This window comes from Rhizobium acidisoli (assembly GCF_002531755.2).
GTDB lineage: Bacteria > Pseudomonadota > Alphaproteobacteria > Rhizobiales > Rhizobiaceae > Rhizobium > Rhizobium acidisoli.
In genome coordinates, this window is sequence record NZ_CP034998.1 from 2,767,488 (window position 1) to 2,786,544 (window position 19,057).

Sequence of the window (19,057 nt, forward strand, 5' to 3'; positions counted from 1 at the left end):
GACCGCCTCCCACTTTCAACGCACCTTGCATGTTTCAGCCCTGCAGCGTCTTGACCTTGGTAAGATCGGGGAAGAGCCGCATCCACAGAAGCACGACGATAACAGTGCCGAGCCCGCCGACAATGCCGGTGGCGACCGGGCCGAGTGCGGCCGCCATCATGCCGGATTCGAATTCACCGAGTTGGTTGGAGGTGCCGATGAACAGCGAATTGACCGCGCTGACGCGACCCCGCATCTCATCCGGCGTCAGAAGCTGCACCAGCGAGCTGCGCACGACGACGCTGACCGTATCCGACGCGCCGACAACAAGCAGGGCGGCGACCGAAAGCACGATATTGGTGGACAGCGAAAAGACGATGGTGGCGAGGCCGAACACGGCGACGGCGGCAAGCATCTTGCGGCCGACATTGCTCTCGAGCGGCCGGCGGGCGAGCACGATCGACATGGCAAGCGCGCCGATCGCCGGTGCGGCGCGCAACAGGCCGAGCTCCCACGGGCCGGCATTCAGGATATCGCGGGCAAACATCGGCAACAGCGCGGTGGCGCCGCCGAGCAGCACCGCGAAGAGATCGAGCGAGATCGTGCCGAGCATCACGGGCCGGCTGCGGATGAAGGAGACGCCGGCAAAAACCGAGGCTAGCGTCACCGGCTCGCGTTTGGAAGGCGCCCACTGCATGCGGATCGAAATGACGTTGAAGCTCGCGACGGCAAAGAGCAGTGCCGACACGGCGAAGGGCGCCACAGGATTGAGACCGTAGAGCAAGCCGCCGAGCGAAGGGCCGATGATCAGCGCTGTCTGCATCAGCGAGGTGGAGGTGGCGACCACCTTCTGCAGCATCGAAGCCGGCACGATGTTCGGCAGCAGAGCCGCCATGGTCGGCCGCTCGAAGGCGACAACGGCGCCAAGCACCGTGACGGCGACAAGGATACCTGAAGGCGTCAGCCATTGCTGCCAGGTGGCAACCGCCAGCACCAGCGCCGTCACCGCCTCGATCAGCTGGCAGATGAGGCCGATACGCCGCCGGTCGAACCGGTCGGCGACATGGCCGACGACAAAGGTCAGAACCGCCATCGGCAGGAACTGGCAGAGGCCGACAAGGCCGAGCGCAAAGGCGCTGTGCGTCTGATCATAGATCATCCAGCCCATGGCGATGCTGATGGACTGGAAGGCAAGCGAGGAAAAGACGCGGGAGGCAGCGAAGTTCAGATAGCCGGGGTGGCGAAGAACGCTCCGCGGGCCTTGGGATATGTCCATTTGCGATGTCACCGGCCGGCGATGGGAGGCCGCGGCCTTCAGAAGGTTTTCGTGAATGTCAGAACGGTGTTCTGCTCCGATGAGCGGTTTGTCAATTGCAGCGAGCGGATATGATGTCGCGCCTTCCGGCATCGCGTGTCAGGTTTCGCGTGTCTGGCCCCGCGTGTCTGGCGTCAGCGCGGCTCCTTGAAGATGTTCAGATAGGCGGGGTCGAATTCCGCGATTTCCTGCAGGCGCTCCCAGTCGACGATGGTGATCGTCCGGTTTTCCCAGGTGAAGACGCCCTCGCGCCTGAGGGCCTGCAGCGTCTTGTTCAGGTGGACGACGGAAACGCCGAGCACATCGGCCATCTCGATCTGCGTCAACGGAAACTGGAAGCTGGCGCCGCGCGTCCGTTTGACGACCTGCAGCCGCACGAAAAGCTCGCAGACGAGGTGGGCGATATGGGCGCGTTTGGAGCGCCGGCCCATGGCGACGATCCACTCGCGGTGAATGGCGCCATCGACCAGCGTATCGAGCCAGAGCAGCCGGGTCAGATGCGGCATGCGCTCGGTGATCGCCCTGAGATCGGCATGATCGGCGAAGGCGACATGACAGGTCGACAGCGCAACGATGCCGTGATCCATCTTCTTGACGGGAAAGGCATGCAGGTCGACGAAATCGCCGGCGACATGCAGCGCGGTAATCTGCCGGCTGCCATCGGCCATCACCTTGTAGCGCGCCGCGAAACCATCGAGCAGCAGCGTGCTGTAGGGCGGCCGGCTGCCTTCGAGGACGATATCCTCTCCGGCAACAAAATGCCTGTCCTTGACCAAAATCGACCTGAGAAGGTTCTCCTCCTCCGCCGAAAGCACATCGCGGCTTCCAAGATTGAGCAGCAGGGCTTCAATCACGGGCTTTTCCACCGATAGCGCAAGGGGAGATCATGACGATGCGACCTGTATTTTCTATAAGAATCAATGCCTAGCCTCGGGAACAATTGTCTTCATCTGTAATTTCCCCCTGTGACGCACAGGAAAAAACATGGCTCGCTACTTTTTCGATCTGCATAACGGCGAAGGTCCCACACGCGATGAGCACGGCACCGAGCTCAGATCGCGCGCGGACATTCCGAAAGAGGTGACCCGCATCCTGCTGGATGTGGCCCGTGACGAACTGCCGGCGGGAGATCGCACCATCATCGCCGTCACCGTTCGCGACGAAAGCGGCGACCCGATTACGGTTGCCAGCCTCGTCTTCAACAATGAATGGCTCGACGTTTTCCGATAGGCCGCCGTTCAAGGTTTGCCGCCGGTCTCTGCCGTATGAATCCGACTCGGTCGCCGCGACGCTTAAGCTCTTTTTATGCATGTCGTCATCCCGGAACCGCTGCACGCTTCCGGGCGCTATGCATTAAGACCCGCCTTCATAGCCGGCAATTAAATTTGACATACTCGCCATTGCTTGGAGCAACATCGCAGGCGGCTTGCCGGCTGCGGCTATTTGGGGATTTCCTCGAGGATCAGCCGGATTTCCGCAAGCGGCTGCCGGCTTTCGTCGAAGAGCTCCACCGACAGCATGTTCAGAGGTTCCGCCGGCAGACCTTCGGCGGCCATCTCCGCCAGCACGCGCCGGGCCTCCGCTTTCGCGGCGTCGACGGAGGCGAATTCATATCCCGTCTCGGTCGCCCCGACGCCATCACGGTCGAGGAGCTGAAAGTAGAATTTCGGCACGACACATCCCCCGCTAGATCAGTCTAACGATCCCGCAGGCAACATGTTCCCGGCCGCAGATATGTCCTATCTGCCTTGGTCAGAAGGTGCCGGCCTCAGGAGAGGCCATTTCCTCGATGCCGTCGACACGGTCGGGATAGAAGGCGAGATGGTTCTTGATGTTGCTGACGGCGGCATTCGGCGCCTCGTAAGTCCAGACGGCATTCCTAGAGCGCTCGCCGCCCGCAATGATGCTGTAACAGGCGGCGTCGCCCTTATAGGGGCAATGGCTGGTATGATCGGTGCGCTGCAGCAGCGACATGTCGACGTCCCTGCGCGGAATATATTGCACCGGCGGATAGGAGGCCTCGCGCAGCGTCAGAGCATCGCGGCTGTCGGCAATCACCTTGCCATCCAGCGTGACGACGACGCGGCAGGGATTGTGCTCGACGGTGATCGGATGGTCCGGGCCCGGGATCTTGATCGATTTGTCTGACATGAGGTTCGTCTCCATGAGATATCGATCTCACTGAGATAGGTCGGGCATGCCGCCGACCCAAGGCCTTTCGGACGACATGCATTAGAATTCGAAACGCGGCGATGCCAGGCTCAGCATGGCGGTTTTCGGCTGAACCGCCCAGTGATGCGCCAGCGCCTCCGAAAGTGTTGCGACCAGCCTGCCGATATCCTCGCCGGCAGTAGCATGCAGCGCCTCGGCGACGATCAGCACCGAGCGCGTCTGCTGCCGCACCGCCGAAAGCCCGCTCTGCCGGTTCGTCCAGCGCCGCGCATGCGCCCTCTCCGCACCGTCGGCGAAGATCACCTCGTTTACTTCCGGATGCTCGATTTCGCCGCCGAAGGTCAGATAGGTCTCGTGGCCGCCGGCCCGCCGAACCTCGAGATCGCCTGTGATCTGTTCGGTGTCGAAGGCGGCAATCGGAATGGCGAAGGCGAGCGAAATCGCATTGCAGAGATCGACGAGCGGATGCAGGCGCGGCAGGCCATGCTCCTGGCGGAAGCGGCGCAACAGCGCCTCGGAAGCTGAGCGATATTGCGTCGGCTTCAGCCCCATGCGGGAAAAGCCGCGCCGCCACGCCTGGATTTCGGGAAATTCGCCCTCTTGCGCTAGGGACAGCCGGGCCTCGGCAATCGTGCTGAAGGCCGCAATCGCCGTCTCGACATCGGCATCCGCATGGATAGCGTCCAGGTAAAGCGCTCCGGCGCGAAGCTCCGGAAACGCCTGCCATATCGCATCGGAATGACGGAACTGCATGGCCTATCTGCCTCCGGATATATTTAGCGCCACCCGGCTGCCGGCAAAGGCAAGCCCGAGCATGGCCGCCAGCACGCAGGCAATGCCGGCGATCTGGTTGAGCCCGATCGGTTCGCCGAGGATCAGGAAAGCAAGCATGACGGCGGAGACGGGAGCGACCGCGGTGAAGAGTGCAGCCTCCGTGCCGCTCACCCGTGCCGCCCCCGCATACCAGAGCAGGAAGCCGCCGACGGTCGGCACCAGCGCATAATAGACGACGGCAACGACGGCGCTTGTGGACATATCCTGTGCGAGGGGCGCCTCGAAAACCGCCGGGATGACGGCGACGGCGAAGCCGATGCCTGCCATCAGCGTCGACTGGGCAAGCGGCGGGATCTCTGCCCGAAGCCTTTTGTTCAGCAGGATGAACAGCCCCTCGCAGACGACGGCGCAGAAGATCAGGCCATTGCCGGTGAGCGACCCGCCGGCCGCACCCGGCGTGACAGCGATCGAAAGCACGCCCGCCGTCGCAAGCGCCACGGCAATAAGCAGGCCGCGCCCAGGCCTTTCGCGTAGCAGCAGGATGGAAATACCAGCCGAGACCACCGGCAGCGTGCCGATGACCACGCCGGCATCGGCGGCCGAAGTGAGGCTGAGGCCGGAGATCAGCAGCGTCGTATAACCGACGCTGCCGGCGCCCGCCTGAACGGCGAGGATCAGGCGATCGTGCCCGGAGAGCTTCGGCAGCCGGACGCCGCTTGCCCGCATCAGCACCAGCAAGACCGGAAAAGCCAGCGCGAAGCGCAGGGCGGTTGCGGTAAATGGCGGCAGGCCCGATGCGATGAGCTTGCTTGCGATGACGGTGCTTCCGACCGTCAGCATGGCCAGCGCCAGATAGACATACCCTTGAACCTGCCTCGACATTCAACGCCTCCTGTTGGAACGCCGAGGAAACAACAGGGGCGTCTCGCGGTCTTGAACGAAATTGCAGGCGCCGGGTCTTTAGAGAAAGGCACCGGCATAGAGCCGCGGCGACAGGCCATATTTGCGCACGAAGACCCGCGTCATGTGGCTCTGGTCGGCAAAGCCGCTGGCGAAGGCGGCTTCGGCAAGCGGCATGCCCTGAGCGATCAGCCGCCGTGCGATATGGATGCGGGCCTGGACGAGATAGGCATGCGGCGTCAGGCCCGTCGCCTTGGCAAAACCGCGCAGCACCTGGAAGCGGCTGAGCCCGCTTTGCCCGGCGAGATCGGCGAGCGAGACGGCGGCGAGCGGATCGTCGTCGATCAGATTCCGGGCCGCGCGGATCGACGCCGGCACCGGCGGCCGCTCGTCGCTGCCGCCGCGCTCCCGCATGACATCGGCCACAAGCTGCAGCAGCAGTTGCTCGCGGAGCAGCCCGTCCGCCGTCTTGGCCTCGGTCACCGCGCCAAACAATGTTTCGAAGCGGGCGGCGATCGCCCTGTTGCGGATGACGGGATGGGGGATTTCCTGCCGCCCTGCCCCACCCTCGCCGATCTCTCGCGACAGGCCGGCGACGATCTCGGGATCGAAATAGAGGATGCGCCACGATCGCTCTTCGCCGATCGGCGCGCCGTCATGCACCTCGTTCGGATTGACCGTGATGATATCGCCGGCCTCGGCCTCCACCATGCCGCGCCCGCTCAGCGATTTCTGCGCCCCTGATGAGACGAGGCCAATGCCGAACTGCTCATGCGTGTGCCGGGAAAAGCTGTGATGCGTTTCCGCTTCCACCGCCTCGACGCCGGCCAGCGCCGAGCGCAGCATCCTGATCTGGTTCTTCGCCATCGTCCGTCCGCAGGTTCGATTGCGGCCACTCTGCCAGCCGGAGGGAGATGGCGCAACGGCTAGAAGAATTCGTCGAGCAGCTGGAAATAATCGAGCTTTGCCGGATCCAGAGCCGTCAGCCCGTAACGATCGAGGAAGGGCTGCACCAGCGCCTCGCCGAAATTATAGGTGATGCTGCGGCAGGCGAGCGCGATATCCTGATAGCGGTCGGCGACGCCGAGCCGGCTGCAATCGATATAGCCGGAGAACCCGTCTTCGCAGGCGATGAAATTCGGCAGGCAGGCATCGCCATGGGTGACGACGAGGTCCTCGCGGCCCGGCCTTCTGCTTTCGAGTTCGGCAAACAGCGCCTCGGCACTTTTGCCAAGCCGCGTCTCGTCGAAATCGGTCTCGTCGATGATGCCAGCCTGCATCCGCGCTTTGGCGACCGCCATGCGCTTCTCCAGCCGGTGATCGAAGGGGCAGGATGCGATGGGCAGTCGATGCAGCTCGAGAAGCGCCGCAGCCAGCAATTCGACCCGCAGAAGCGGCGTCAGCGTCGACGCGCTGGCGAGATCAGCACCTGGCAGGGCGCTGATCAGCAGCCGGTTGCGCCCGCCGTCGCTTTCCCGCGCAATGACCTCGGGACAGGGCAGACCGGAAGCCTTGAGCCAGTCAAGCCTCGCTGCTTCATCGGCAAGCTCGCCGAAAGCGCCGGCCTCTTCGACCTTCAGATAAAGCGTCGGCAATCCGCCCGCTTCCAGCCGGAAGACGTTCGCAGCCGAACGGCCCAGCGCATCGCGTTCGAACCGGTAACCGGCAAGACGCGCATCGAGCGCACCCGCCGGCAGCGGTTGATCCTGTTGGGACATCTGGGCGCCTCGTTCCGACGGGCGGGAAATCGCATTCCGACTGCAGGAAAATTATGCAACAGACCTCGCGTCGCTAAGTCAATGAACGGTTTCGGCCGGCGCGGCTTCGAGCAGGATTTCGAACGCTTCTTCCAGGGCCGCAACCAGAATATCGGTCAGCTCGTCGCCCTTGTGTTCCAGGAACAGCGCGCTCACGGCTTCGTCCTGACGCTCAAGAAAATGCTCGATCTCGTTCGACATATCATTGTCCTCTCTCACCGTATCATCACGGCCATGAGGAGAGGCTAGATGCGGTTCCTTGCGTGTGGCTTGTTGGCATCGAGTTTCCAAATTCAATTCCCAGGAAGCCCCCGACTTTTCCATTGGCTGCGCGGAATGGCTCCGCTGACATCAAAAGCAAAAGAGACAACTTTCGTAGCGTCCTCATCCACTTCGCAACGAAAGTGCACATCGTACCAGCCTTCAGCTGTGCGGAAGGCGGCTCGAAGGTCGAGAACGGTGCCGCGTGACAAATCCTGTCTGGGTACAATAATTGGCTGAAAGCTTGGCGAAGCGTGAATCAGCTGTTGCTGAAGTTCGTTACTGCAAAGCTGGGCAACACGTTTAGGGCGTGGCACGCCATTCATCGCGATTTTCGCCACGGGATCGTCATCGGAAGCCTGCGAAAACAAGGTTTTTGCCTTCACGAGATCGTCCTTTGCTGCGTCCGTCTTCGTCGGCTCAGGAGGCTTCTGTTCGGGCGGCTTGAGCGCCTCGATATCGGTCTTGGCTTCACCCGTCGCTTCTGCAAGAGGCGCATTGCGCTCGGGAGAGACGTCGGTCGCAGCAACCTCGGGAAGCTGTATATCATCGGGAACCGGCCGTGCCGGAGGCGTTTCGGTCTGCGGCTTTTCTCCAGAGGCCTCCGCAGGCGCCTGTTCCGGCTTTGCGCCGTGCTGGGGCGCCGTCGTCGCGGACTTTACCTCACCCTGCGAAGAATTCCCCGACGTCGATTTTTTCGGTCCGCTGTCCCTGTCGCCGAACTCGAAGACAGGATTCAGGCTCGGCATGGGGGCCGCGGACTTGGCTTGCTCCGATGGCTTATTTTCAGCGGGGCGCGGCGGTGGAGGCGGAGGTGGTGGCGGTGGAGGCGGCGCCTTCTTCGCCTGTTCCGGCGGCTTCGGCTCCGGCGGTTTTTCCTCGGGCTTGGGCTCCGGCTTCTTCTCTTCCGGCGGCGGAACGAGTTCGACCTTGACGCTCTCGTCTTCGGCGGGTTTCGGCTCGATCTTCGGCAGCCCGAAGATCAGAAGCGCGACAAGGGGGACATGCAGAAGCACGGACACGACAACACCCCAGCGGATTTCAGGCCACTGTTTTCCCGTTTCGTGCTGCGTTTCCGCTGGTGCCACGTCTTCTTCCGTCACAGCAGCGATGTGGCCTTTAAAACCGGCAGCATCAAGCCACAAAAGAAAAAAACCGCGTGATCGCCGCAGCGATTGGCGTCATTGGTCGGATGCCCCGTCATCGGCCACCAGGTCATGCGCCTGCCATTCGCCTTGAGGAATGGCATCGCCGACGAGAAAGGCGAAGGACATGACCTTGCCGGATCCGGCATCGAGCCCGCATTTGAACTGGATGTTGTACCACTTGCCTTTGCTGCGGAAGGCGCCGCCCCTGACCTCGACGCTATTACCGCCGACCTTCTCCGGCGCCATCGCATAGGGGGCGAGCGCATCGGGCCGCATATCCGGCCGCGCGCGGCGGGCCTGCTCCAGCGCCTCGAGGTCGCAAAGCTGCAGATTGCGCTCGCTGCCGGCAAGGCCGCGCAGCGCTTGGCGGGCGCCCCGGCTGCGCGGATCGGCCAGCACCTTGTCGGAGAACAGCCGGCTTGCCGTGGCGAATTCGGCCGGCCTTGGCACCAGTGGAGCGATCGGCATCACAGACGGCATTGCCGCAGCAGGCGCATTATCGGCAGCTGGCGCAGGCCTTTCGGCCTGGGGCGCTACGGCTTCTGGCTTTGCCGGCTCTGCCGATGGCGTCCTGGCCGGCTCTGGCGTTGTCGGTGGTCCCGCGGGCTGCGGAACGATCTCCACCGAGAGACCGTCATCGGGCAATGTCAGCAGCGGCTCGGCCTTCGGCAACAACAGCAGGAGCGCCAGGATCGCCGCGACATGCAAGGCGAAGGACGCCGCCGCGCCCCACTGGATCCCGTCATCCCATTTGCCCGCCGCCAGTTCCATCGGTCAGAAAGCCGCTGTCGGACGATCGGCGGAGATCATGAAACTGAGGCGCGCTTTCATCATGGAACTTGCCGGAAAAATCGGGCCGGGAGCCCTGCCGCGGAAATTGAAGCACGGCGCGACAGTGCCAGCACAGCCGAAGCTCTGCAACACATAAAATACGCAATCTAAAATTGCATTCAGCCGAGCGAACCGATAAGATCCCGATAGGCGGCCTCCGGAAAGGCCTTCAGCGTCTCGGTCCGGACATTGCCGCCCATGGCCAGCGACAGCGTGAAATGCGCCATCACCGCGTCATCCGGCGCTTCGCAGACGGCGACCATGTCATGCCCGCCCATCGTCAGATAGAACTGGTTGAAGGAACCGCCGACGCCGGCGAGCAATTTCTTCGCCGCGTCCAGCCTCTTGGCCGAGTCGCGAACATTGCGGATGCCCTGATCCGTCCAATCGATCAAAAGAATGTAAGTGGTCATGTCGCACCTCCTACCGGAGGATCCGCCTACGCAAGGCTATATCGACCTCTCTCGCGCGTCGCGATCGGTCCCTTCCCCCGTGGCCGGATTATAACCCTGTCACCATGAGGGGACAAGAAAACCGCAACACTCATTGGTGTTAATCACAAAAGCAAAAGCCGGGCGCAAGGCCCGGCTTTTCCAATCAGTACGGTATCGAAGCCTCAGCTGTCGAGGAAGGAGCGCAGCTTCCTGGAGCGGCTCGGATGCTTCAGCTTGCGCAGCGCCTTCGCCTCGATCTGGCGGATACGTTCGCGGGTGACCGAGAACTGCTGACCGACTTCTTCGAGCGTATGGTCGGTGTTCATGCCGATGCCGAAGCGCATGCGGAGCACGCGTTCCTCGCGCGGCGTCAGCGAGGCGAGAACGCGGGTCGTCGTTTCCCGCAGGTTCGCCTGGATGGCGGCGTCGATCGGCAGCAGCGCGTTCTTGTCCTCGATGAAATCGCCGAGATGCGAATCCTCTTCGTCGCCAACCGGGGTTTCGAGCGAGATCGGCTCCTTGGCGATCTTCAGGACCTTGCGGACCTTTTCGAGCGGCATGGCGAGCTTTTCGGCCAGTTCTTCCGGCGTCGGTTCACGGCCGATTTCGTGCAGCATCTGGCGCGAGGTGCGGACGATCTTGTTGATCGTCTCGATCATGTGCACCGGAATGCGGATCGTGCGGGCCTGGTCGGCGATCGAACGGGTGATCGCCTGGCGGATCCACCAAGTCGCATAGGTCGAGAACTTGTAGCCGCGGCGATATTCGAACTTGTCGACCGCCTTCATCAGGCCGATATTGCCTTCCTGAATGAGGTCGAGGAACTGCAGGCCTCGGTTCGTATATTTCTTGGCGATGGAGATGACGAGGCGAAGGTTCGCTTCGACCATTTCCTTCTTAGCGATGCGCGCTTCGCGCTCGCCCTTCTGCACCATGTGGACGATGCGGCGGAATTCCGAAATCGAAATGCCGGTCTCGGTCGCGAGATTCTGGATCTCCTGGCGGATATCCCGGATCGTCGTGTTTTCGCCGCGGGCGAATTCCTTCCAGCCGCGGGCGGCTAGATTGCCGATCGACTTCATCCAGTTCGGATCGAGCTCGGCGCCCTGATACTGCTCCAGGAAGCTATCGCGCTTGACGCCGTAGGATTCGGCCAGACGCAGCAGGCGGCCCTCGTTGGAAACGAGGCGCTTGTTGATGTCGTAAAGCTGTTCGACCAGGGCGTCGATGCGGTTCTGGTTCAAGGACAGAGACTTGACGGCCTTGATGAGTTCATCCTTGAGCTCCTTATAGCGGCGCTCCTGGGCTGAAGACAGTGTACCGGACGCCGACAGGCGCTGCTCGACCTGCTGGTCCTGCAGCTTGCGCAGCTTCTTGTAGGTCTCGGCGATCGTATCCAGCGTCTCCATCACCTGCGGGCGAAGCTCGGCTTCCATCGCGGCCAGCGAAAGGTTGGATTCGTCCTCGTCCTCTTCCTCCTCCTCGGGAGGCAGGCCTTCGCCGCCGACATCGGTGATGTCGTCGTCGCCGGAGCGGGCGCGGCGGGTCTTTTCCTTTTCTTCGGCGGCCTTGCGGTCGGCCTCGATCTTCTCGGGGCTCTGGAACTGCGGCGCAGCCTTGGCTTCAGGACCGGAATAGGTGGTTTCGAGATCGATGATCTCGCGCAGCAGCGTCGTGCCTTCGTTAAGTTCGTCGCGCCAGATGATGATCGCCTGGAAGGTCAGCGGGCTCTCGCAGAGACCTGCGATCATCGTCTCGCGGCCGGCCTCGATACGCTTGGCGATAGCGATTTCGCCCTCGCGGGAAAGCAGCTCCACCGAGCCCATCTCGCGCAGATACATGCGCACCGGGTCATCGGTACGGTCGGTCGGTTCTTTCTTTTTGGCGGTCGCAAGCGCGGTGCCGCTCGAAGGTGCGAGTTCGCCGCCTTCGCTCTCCTCGTCGGAACCGGCATCGTCGTCATCGCCGCCGCCGGAAGCACCGGCTTCCTCAGCTTCTTCATCTTCGATGACGTTGATGCCCATATCCGACAGCATCGACATCGTGTCTTCGATCTGCTCGGACGTCACTTCTTCAGACGGCAGGACCGCGTTGAGCTCGTCCATCGTCACATAGCCGCGCTTCTTGGCGGCCTTGATCATCTTCTTGACCGCGTCGTCGGAAAGATCGAGAAGAGGGCCGTCGCTTGCGCCGTCGCGTTCGACTTCCGCGTCTTCGTTCTCTTTGACCTTGGTTGCCATTTATATCGTCGCCTTCCTGACGCTATCCAATCTCGCTACGGTGAATGGGCCGTCTCAGGGCCTGACACGTCGCTCGCGCCGCCCTAGAATCACCTTTGCCCACCTAACGGGATGACATTTAAAGCCTGATTAACCACGATCGCCGGCACCGGACAGCAAAGCTTTTTTGCTTTTGGATTTCCGGCCATGGTTGCGCGATCCGCCTTGACCCAGTTCACCGTTTCAACAAGTCGAACGGTGATTCCCACATTTTTTGTTCTCGTCAAGCTTTTCTACAAAAAAAGCTCACGAAAGATCGGAAAAAGCCTTATCCACAGGCTTTGAACCGCGGCAGCGATTGCGAACCCTTATTTAAGATGCGGCGAACAAAAGACAAGGGCAGCATGGATATTGGCCGCCATGCCAGTTGTTCGCGGCATTTTTGCGGTCCTATGGTTGGTCTATTCGCCTCTGTCCGGACGAATATTGGCTACTTTGCCTCGCCATCATAGGCCGTCACCTTCAGCGCGCCGAGATCGACTGCGGGAATGCAGCGCAGATTGACCGAGGCCATGGCTGCACCATTCGGGCCCACCCCTTCGCCGAACGGCGCGATGCCGCAGTTGGCGCAGAAGTGATGCCGGATGACATGCCTGTTGAAAGTATAAGTGGAGAGATCGTCTTCGGGTGTCTTCAGCACCAGCTTGTCGCGCGGCACGAAGGCGAGAAGCCCGCCTCGCCGGCGGCAGAGCGAACAGTTGCAGTCCAGCGCCTCGGTAAATTCGCCTTCGACCTCGAATGCGACCTTGCCGCAATGGCAGCTTCCCTCATAAAGCATGTCTTTCTCCTCACATCCAATCCATTATGACCTTGCCGGAATTGCCCGACCGCATCGCCTCGAAGCCGTCGCGAAACTCATCGATCCCTATGCGGTGGGTGATGATCGGCGCAAGGTCAAGGCCGCCCTGGACGAAGGCGATCATCTTGTACCAGGTCTCAAACATCTCGCGGCCATAGATGCCCTTCAGATTGAGCATCTTGAAAATCACCTTGTTCCAGTCGATCTCGAAACCCGCCGGCGCGATGCCGAGAATGGCGATCTTGCCGCCATTGTTCATCTTGTCGATCATGTCGCGGAAGGCGGGTGCGGCCCCGGACATTTCGAGCCCGACGTCGAAACCCTCCGTCATGCCGATCGACTTCATCACGTCGGCCAGGTTTTCGCTCGAAGCGTCGACGACGTGGTCGATGCCAAGCTTGCGCGCCAACGCCAGCCGGTGCGGATTGATATCGGTGATGACGACCTTGCGGGCGCCGGACCGTTTGGCGACGAGCGCCCCCATGATGCCGATCGGGCCGGCGCCGGTCACGAGAACGTCCTCGCCGACGAGATCGAAGGAGAGTGCGGTGTGCACGGCATTACCGAACGGATCGAAGATCGCGGCGATCTCATCGGAAATATCCTCCGGGATCGCCACGACATTGCTTTCGGGAATGCAGACGAACTCCCCGAACGAACCCGGCCGGTTGACGCCGACGCCGAGCGTGTTGCGGCAGAGATGCCCCCTGCCCGCCCGGCAGTTGCGGCACTTGCCGCAGACGATATGGCCCTCGCCGGAAACCCGCTCGCCGACATGATAGCGGGTGACCGCCGAACCGATCTCGGCGATCTCGCCGGAGAATTCATGGCCGACGACCATCGGCACCGGAATGGTCTTCTGCGCCCACTGATCCCAGTTCCAGATATGGACGTCGGTGCCGCAGATCGCCGACTTCCTAACCCGGATCAGCACATCGTTCGGCCCAACCTCGGGCACCGGCACATTCTCCATCCAGAGCCCGACTTCCGGCTTCGACTTGACCAGCGCCTTCATCATGTTCGACATATCTGTATCCCTTGGTCAGTGCCTGTTTCGGCCCCTCATCCGCCTGCCGGCACCTTCTCCCCGCAGGCGGGGCGAAGGAGACAAGCGGCGACCTCTCCGTCCCCACCATCATCTCGCAGGGCACGTGCCCCGTTTACGGGGAGAGGGTTAGGGTGAGGGGCAGCCTCATTCTCAAATCACACCCAGTTCCCGCCCCGCTTCCGCAAAGGCCGCAATCGCCCGCTCCACATCCGCCCTGGAATGCGCAGCCGACATTTGCGTGCGGATGCGGGCCTGGCCCTTCGGCACGACGGGGAAGGAGAAGCCGATCACGTAAATGCCCTTCTTCAGCATCAGCCCCGCCATATCCTGTGCAAGCTTGGCGTCGCCGAGCATGACCGGGATGATCGGATGGCCTTCGCCGGCGAGCGTGAATCCGAGCTTGGTCATCTCGGTGCGGAAAAGATCGGCATTGTCGGACAGGCGCTGGCGCAAGGCATCGCCGTTTTCGATGAGGTCGAACACTTTCAATGAGGCGGCGGCGATGACTGGTGCCAGCGTGTTCGAAAACAGATAGGGCCGCGAGCGCTGCCGCAGCCATTCGACGACCTCTGCCTTTGCCGAGGTATACCCGCCCGAGGCGCCGCCGAGCGCCTTGCCGAGCGTGCCGGTGATGATGTCGATCCGGCCTTCGACGCCGCAATATTCGGGCGAGCCGCGGCCGTTTTTGCCGACGAAGCCGACCGCATGGCTGTCATCGACCATGACCATGGCGCCATATTTCTCGGCGAGATCGCAGACCCCACTGAGATTGGCGATGATGCCATCCATCGAGAAGACGCCGTCGGTGGCGATCAGCTTGAAGCGGCTGCCTTCGGCCTTCTTCAGCTCCTCTTCGAGGGCTGCCATATCGTTGTTGGCATAACGGAAGCGCTTGGCCTTCGACAGCCTGACGCCGTCGATGATCGAGGCGTGGTTCAGCGCATCCGAGATGATCGCGTCTTCCTCGGAGAGCAGCGTTTCGAACAGGCCGCCATTGGCGTCGAAGCAGGAGGAATAGAGGATCGTGTCCTCCATGCCGAGAAAGGCGGAAATGCGCGCTTCGAGCTGCTTATGCTCCTCTTGCGTGCCGCAGATGAAGCGCACCGAGGCCATGCCGTAGCCATAACGGTCGAGCGCCTGTTTGCCGGCGGCGGCCAGCTCCTCATTGTCGGCAAGGCCGAGATAGTTGTTGGCGCAGAAATTCAGCACCCGCTCGCCGGTCGAAATCGCAATCTCGCCTGCCTGCTTGGAGCTGATCACCCGTTCGGATTTATAGAGGCCGGCATCCTTCAGCGCCGAAATTTCGGCCCTGAGATGGGAGAGAAATGGCGAGGTCATGGGCGGCCCTTCCTGATGTTTTTTATAGCACTCGGGTTAGCATATCGCCGCCGGCTTGTCTTCTTCACCGCTGGGCCGAGATCAGCAGGAACATCGGCCGGCCCGTTCAGCCGTCCTGCGCCAGGATGATTTCCAGGAACGCATCGCCGTAACGCTCGAGCTTCGCCTGGCCGACGCCCGATATGGCAAGCAGTTCCTTGCGGCTCCTCGGCCGTTCCGTCGCAAAGGCGATCAGCGTCGTATCGGGAAAGACCACATAGGGCGGCACGCCGAGCGATTTGGCGATCGCCATGCGCTCGGCCCGCAGCGCGTCGAAGAGGGTGCCGTCGGCGCCTGACAATCCCGATTTGCGCTCGCTGCGTTCAGCCTTCTTGGCGCGCCGTTCCGAGGCCGGGCGGTCCTTGCGGAAGAACACCTGCCGCTCTTGCTTGAAGACGGCGCGCGCCTCCGGCTCCAGCTTCAGCGCGCCATAGGCTTCGTGATCGACACGGATCAACCCCATGGCGAGCAGCTGGCGGTAGACGGATTGCCAGGTGCGCGATGGAATATCCTTGCCGGCGCCAAAAACAGGCATATCGACATGGCCGAAACGCTCGGTCTTTTCGTTGACGTTGCCGACAAGCACATCGATGACGTGGCCGGCGCCGAAACGTTCGCCGGTACGGTAGATCGCGGCCAGCGCCTTGATCGCCGCTTCCGTGCCCTCCCAGGTCTCGACCGGCTTCAGGCAGGTGTCGCAATTGCCGCATTGTCCGGCATGCGCCTCGCCGAAATGTGCAAGGATCGCCTGGCGGCGGCAGGAGGCGGTCTCGCAAATCGCCAGCAATGCATTGAGCTTGGCGCGCTCGACCCGCTTGATCTCCGCAGCAGCACTGCCCTCGTCGATCATCCGGCCGCGCTGGATGACGTCGGCCATGCCATAGGCCATCCAGACCTCCGACGGCAGGCCGTCACGGCCGGCGCGCCCGGTCTCCTGATAATAGGCCTCGACCGAGCCCGGCAGGTCGAGATGGGCGACATACCGCACATTCGGCTTGTCGATGCCCATGCCGAAGGCGACGGTGGCGACCAGGCAGAGGTTTTCCTCTTTCAGGAAGGCATCTTGATTGGCGTCGCGAACCGCCCGGTCCATGCCGGCATGATAGGCAAGCGCGCGCACGCCCTGCCCATTCAGCCACTCCGCCGTATCCTCGACCTTTGCGCGCGACAGGCAATAGACGATGCCGCTGTTTCCCTTGTGGCCGGACAGGAAGCGCAACAGCTGCTGGCGCGGCTGGTCGCGCTCGACGATTTCGTAAGCGATGTTCGGCCGGTCGAAGCTGGTGGTGAAGATCTCGGCAGCGTCGAGCCCCAGCCGCTCGATGATGTCGTCGCGTGTATGCGGATCGGCCGTCGCCGTCAACGCCACCCTCGGCACGCCGGGATATTGTTCGCCAAGCTGGCCGAGCGCGCGATATTCCGGCCGGAAATCATGACCCCATTGCGAAACGCAATGCGCCTCGTCGATGGCAAACAGCGCGATCTTCTCGTTGGCAATCAGCTCGCGGAAGCCATCGGTCAGAATGCGCTCGGGTGTAACGTAGAGAAGGTCGAGCTTTCCTGCCGAAAGCGCGCGGCGGACTTCGACGAACTCTTCGCGCGACAGCGACGAATTGAGCGCGGCGGCGCGGATGCCTAGCTGCTTCATCGCCTCGACCTGATCGCGCATCAGCGCAATCAGCGGCGAAACGACAATGCCGACGCCGTCACGGCAGAGCGCCGGGATCTGGAAGCACAGCGATTTGCCCGCGCCTGTGGGGAAGAGCACCACAGCATCGCCGCCGGCGACTACATGTTCGACCACCAGCTGCTGCTTGCCGCGGAAGGAGGAATAGCCATAGACCTGCTTGAGAATATCGAGCGGCGCACGGCCGGCGGAAAACAGCGCATCGGAGGCGGAAAAGCCCGGTTCGTTCCGTTCGGTCTGCGGCATCAGTGGTTCGCCGCCCCTTTGACGCGGCCGGAGAGCACGCCGAAGCCGTCGATGATCGCCTCCTGGTTCTCAAGCCGCACACCTTCGAAATGCACTTCCTGTTGCGCTCGCATCAGTTGAACGATCGCCTCGCCGTCGCCGGCTTCCGTCGCCAGCGCAATCTCGCGTTCGAGTTCCATTTTCTGCCGGCGCAGCGCCTTTGCCCGTTTGTGGAAGGCGAGCGCCTGGCGATACCCCTCACGCGCATCCTCCATCGCCGCCTCCTCGGTCGCCGTCCAGAGTCTGGCATTGCGCACCTGCTGGTCGAGGCTCTTGATCAGCGGACCGAAGCCTTCAAATTCCAACCTTTCGGTCAGATATTCGCGCGTCAGATGTGGGCCGGCGACGGCAGCCGCTGCCCCAAGCACAGCCGACCAGAGCTGCTTCAACTCACGGCTGTCATAATCGATCGCGGCGATCTCGTCATAATCGTCGATCATCAGCGATGGATGATTGACGATAGTGAGCGCCAGCACGCTTTCGCGCAGCGCTGTATTGTCCCGGTGGCCGCGCACCGGGCCTGAGCGAGCGAGCCGGTCGGAAATGAGGCTGGGGCTTTTCGGCCCTGCCTTACCCGTATTGTCGCGGCCGGTGCGGGAATTGCCGCTGAAACCGCGGCGCTCGCCATTGTTGCGGTTCTGAAACTGCGGCTGGAAGAAGGCGTTCAACCGGTCGCGAATATCCTGCTGGTAATGACGGCGCACATTCTCGTCGGCGATGACGGCGACCAGCTGCTTCAGCCGCGCCTCGAGTTCGGCGCGCGCCTCGGGCGTGTCGAACTTGCCGGTATTGACCTCCCGGCTCCACAGCATCTCCGACAGCGGCTTGGCCTGGCTCATCACCTTGTCGAAGGGGGCGCGGCCATCGTCGCGCACGAGATCGTCGGGGTCCTTGCCATCCGGCAGAAGCGCGAAGCGGACGGAACGGCCGGGCTTCAGATGCGGCAGCGCCAATTCGGCGGCACGGTTGGCGGCGCGGATACCGGCGCCGTCGCCGTCGAAGCAGAGCACCGGCTGTGGCACCATCTTCCAGAGCAGCTCGAGCTGGTTTTCGGTCAGCGCCGTGCCGAGCGGCGCGACGGCATTCTCGATGCCCGCCTGATAGAGCGCGATCACGTCCATATAGCCTTCGACGGCGATGATGGTGCCGCTCGCATTGTCGTCCTGGGCATCGCTGCGGCCCGGCCCCTGGATGGCGCGGCGCGCGCGGGCGAAATTATAAAGGACATTGCCCTTGTGGAAGAGCTCCGTCTCGTTGGAGTTCAGATATTTCGCCGGCGCATCTGATGACATGGCGCGGCCGCCGAAGGCGATCACCTTTTCCCGCGACGAGAGGATCGGGAACATGATGCGGTCGCGGAAGCGATCGTAGGACACCGGCACGTTTTCATGAACGACCAGGCCGCAGGCCTCGATCTGCTCTTTGGTGACGCCCTTGCCGGCGAGAAATTCCTTCAGCGCATTGCGGCTGTCAGGCGCATAGCCGAGACGGAAGGTCTCGATGGTGCGCCCGGTCAGGCTGCGGTCGCGCAGATAGGCGCGCGCCCTCGCCCCATTCGCCGTCTGCAATTGATCCTGGAAAAATTGTGTCGCCATTTCCATGACGTCGATCAGCGAGCCCCGTTCCTTCTCGCGCTTCTCCATCACAGGGTCGGCAAGCGGCATCGGAACGCCGGCCATATCGGCGATCTGCTGCACCGCCTCGGGAAAGCTCAAGCCCTCCAGCTCGGTGAGGAAGCGGAAATGGTCGCCGGTGACGCCGCAGCCGAAGCAATGATAGCGGCCCTTCCGGTCCTCGCAGTGGAAGCTCGGGGATTTCTCACCGTGGAACGGGCAGCAGGCCCAGTAGTCGCCGCGCGACACATTGGTCTTGCGCTTATCCCAGCTGACACGGCGCGCAATCACGTTCGAAATCGGAACGCGGTCGCGAATATCATCGAGAAAAGTGTTGGAAAAGCGCATTTATACCTCTTGGCCAGCCTCCATATAAGCTGCTTTGCCGCGTCATGCCA

The 19,057-nt window shown here is 62.3% G+C and carries 19 protein-coding genes; 1 reads left to right on the plus strand and 18 read right to left on the minus strand.

The features are described from left to right. Window positions 1–34 precede the first annotated feature (34 nt). A complete protein-coding gene (locus tag CO657_RS13730) occupies window positions 35–1,255 on the minus strand; it encodes an MFS transporter (protein ID WP_054182750.1) in 1,221 nt (406 codons plus the stop codon). A gap of 173 nt (window positions 1,256–1,428) precedes the next feature. Next, a complete protein-coding gene (locus CO657_RS13735) occupies window positions 1,429–2,148 on the minus strand; it encodes a Crp/Fnr family transcriptional regulator (RefSeq protein WP_003593196.1) in 720 nt (239 codons plus the stop codon). A gap of 130 nt (window positions 2,149–2,278) precedes the next feature. Between CO657_RS13735 and CO657_RS13740 the strand changes: the two genes are divergently transcribed. Then, window positions 2,279–2,524 carry a DUF6894 family protein gene (locus tag CO657_RS13740; RefSeq protein ID WP_003593195.1) on the plus strand — a complete coding sequence of 82 codons (246 nt, stop codon included), beginning with the start codon at window positions 2,279–2,281 and terminating at the stop codon, window positions 2,522–2,524. Between the two features lie 209 nt (window positions 2,525–2,733). On the opposite strand, the gene CO657_RS13745 is transcribed toward CO657_RS13740, so the two are convergent. The 16 genes from CO657_RS13745 to dnaG form a co-directional block, all read right to left on the minus strand. Continuing rightward, window positions 2,734–2,967, minus strand: a complete 234-nt coding sequence (locus CO657_RS13745; protein WP_054182613.1) for a DUF6894 family protein — start codon at window positions 2,965–2,967, stop codon at window positions 2,734–2,736. A 79-nt stretch (window positions 2,968–3,046) separates the two neighbouring features. Beyond that, on the minus strand, window positions 3,047–3,445 hold the full coding sequence (locus tag CO657_RS13750; RefSeq protein WP_054182749.1) for a DUF427 domain-containing protein: 399 nt from the start codon (window positions 3,443–3,445) through the stop codon (window positions 3,047–3,049). Window positions 3,446–3,526: 81 nt separating this feature from the next. Next, a complete protein-coding gene (locus CO657_RS13755) occupies window positions 3,527–4,219 on the minus strand; it encodes a B3/B4 domain-containing protein (protein WP_054182612.1) in 693 nt (230 codons plus the stop codon). Window positions 4,220–4,222: 3 nt separating this feature from the next. Then, window positions 4,223–5,122, minus strand: coding sequence for a DMT family transporter (locus tag CO657_RS13760; protein ID WP_054182611.1), 900 nt, complete (start codon window positions 5,120–5,122; stop codon window positions 4,223–4,225). A 78-nt stretch (window positions 5,123–5,200) separates the two neighbouring features. Continuing rightward, window positions 5,201–6,007, minus strand: a complete 807-nt coding sequence (locus CO657_RS13765; RefSeq protein ID WP_054182610.1) for an AraC family transcriptional regulator — start codon at window positions 6,005–6,007, stop codon at window positions 5,201–5,203. Between the two features lie 59 nt (window positions 6,008–6,066). Further along, window positions 6,067–6,858 (minus strand): APH(3')-II family aminoglycoside O-phosphotransferase, encoded by a 792-nt coding sequence (locus CO657_RS13770; RefSeq protein ID WP_012558443.1) that lies wholly within the window; start codon window positions 6,856–6,858, stop codon window positions 6,067–6,069. 78 nt (window positions 6,859–6,936) lie between these two features. Beyond that, entirely contained in the window at window positions 6,937–7,098 is a 162-nt protein-coding gene (locus CO657_RS36745; RefSeq protein WP_003593186.1) for a hypothetical protein, read from the minus strand. A gap of 92 nt (window positions 7,099–7,190) precedes the next feature. Then, the gene (locus CO657_RS13775) at window positions 7,191–8,303 is read right to left on the minus strand and encodes a DUF930 domain-containing protein (RefSeq protein ID WP_041671487.1); all 1,113 of its coding nucleotides are present in this window, start codon (window positions 8,301–8,303) and stop codon (window positions 7,191–7,193) included. Window positions 8,304–8,339: 36 nt separating this feature from the next. Continuing rightward, window positions 8,340–9,077 carry a DUF930 domain-containing protein gene (locus tag CO657_RS13780; protein ID WP_054182609.1) on the minus strand — a complete coding sequence of 246 codons (738 nt, stop codon included), beginning with the start codon at window positions 9,075–9,077 and terminating at the stop codon, window positions 8,340–8,342. Between the two features lie 179 nt (window positions 9,078–9,256). Further along, window positions 9,257–9,550: a GYD domain-containing protein gene (locus tag CO657_RS13785; RefSeq protein WP_003593180.1), complete on the minus strand. Its 294-nt coding sequence runs from the start codon at window positions 9,548–9,550 to the stop codon at window positions 9,257–9,259. Window positions 9,551–9,753: 203 nt separating this feature from the next. Next, window positions 9,754–11,811 carry an RNA polymerase sigma factor RpoD gene (gene rpoD, locus CO657_RS13790; RefSeq protein WP_003593178.1) on the minus strand — a complete coding sequence of 686 codons (2,058 nt, stop codon included), beginning with the start codon at window positions 11,809–11,811 and terminating at the stop codon, window positions 9,754–9,756. Between the two features lie 469 nt (window positions 11,812–12,280). Continuing rightward, window positions 12,281–12,628, minus strand: coding sequence for a GFA family protein (locus CO657_RS13795; RefSeq protein ID WP_003565374.1), 348 nt, complete (start codon window positions 12,626–12,628; stop codon window positions 12,281–12,283). 10 nt (window positions 12,629–12,638) lie between these two features. After that, window positions 12,639–13,676, minus strand: a complete 1,038-nt coding sequence (gene tdh / locus CO657_RS13800) for an L-threonine 3-dehydrogenase (protein ID WP_054182608.1) — start codon at window positions 13,674–13,676, stop codon at window positions 12,639–12,641. 171 nt (window positions 13,677–13,847) lie between these two features. Then, window positions 13,848–15,035: a glycine C-acetyltransferase gene (locus tag CO657_RS13810; RefSeq protein ID WP_054182607.1), complete on the minus strand. Its 1,188-nt coding sequence runs from the start codon at window positions 15,033–15,035 to the stop codon at window positions 13,848–13,850. A gap of 106 nt (window positions 15,036–15,141) precedes the next feature. After that, on the minus strand, window positions 15,142–17,007 hold the full coding sequence (gene recQ / locus CO657_RS13815; protein ID WP_054182606.1) for a DNA helicase RecQ: 1,866 nt from the start codon (window positions 17,005–17,007) through the stop codon (window positions 15,142–15,144). After that, window positions 17,007–19,007 carry a DNA primase gene (gene dnaG, locus CO657_RS13820; RefSeq protein ID WP_054182605.1) on the minus strand — a complete coding sequence of 667 codons (2,001 nt, stop codon included), beginning with the start codon at window positions 19,005–19,007 and terminating at the stop codon, window positions 17,007–17,009. Before dnaG ends, recQ begins: the two co-directional genes overlap by 1 nt. Between the last annotated feature and the right edge of the window lie 50 nt (window positions 19,008–19,057).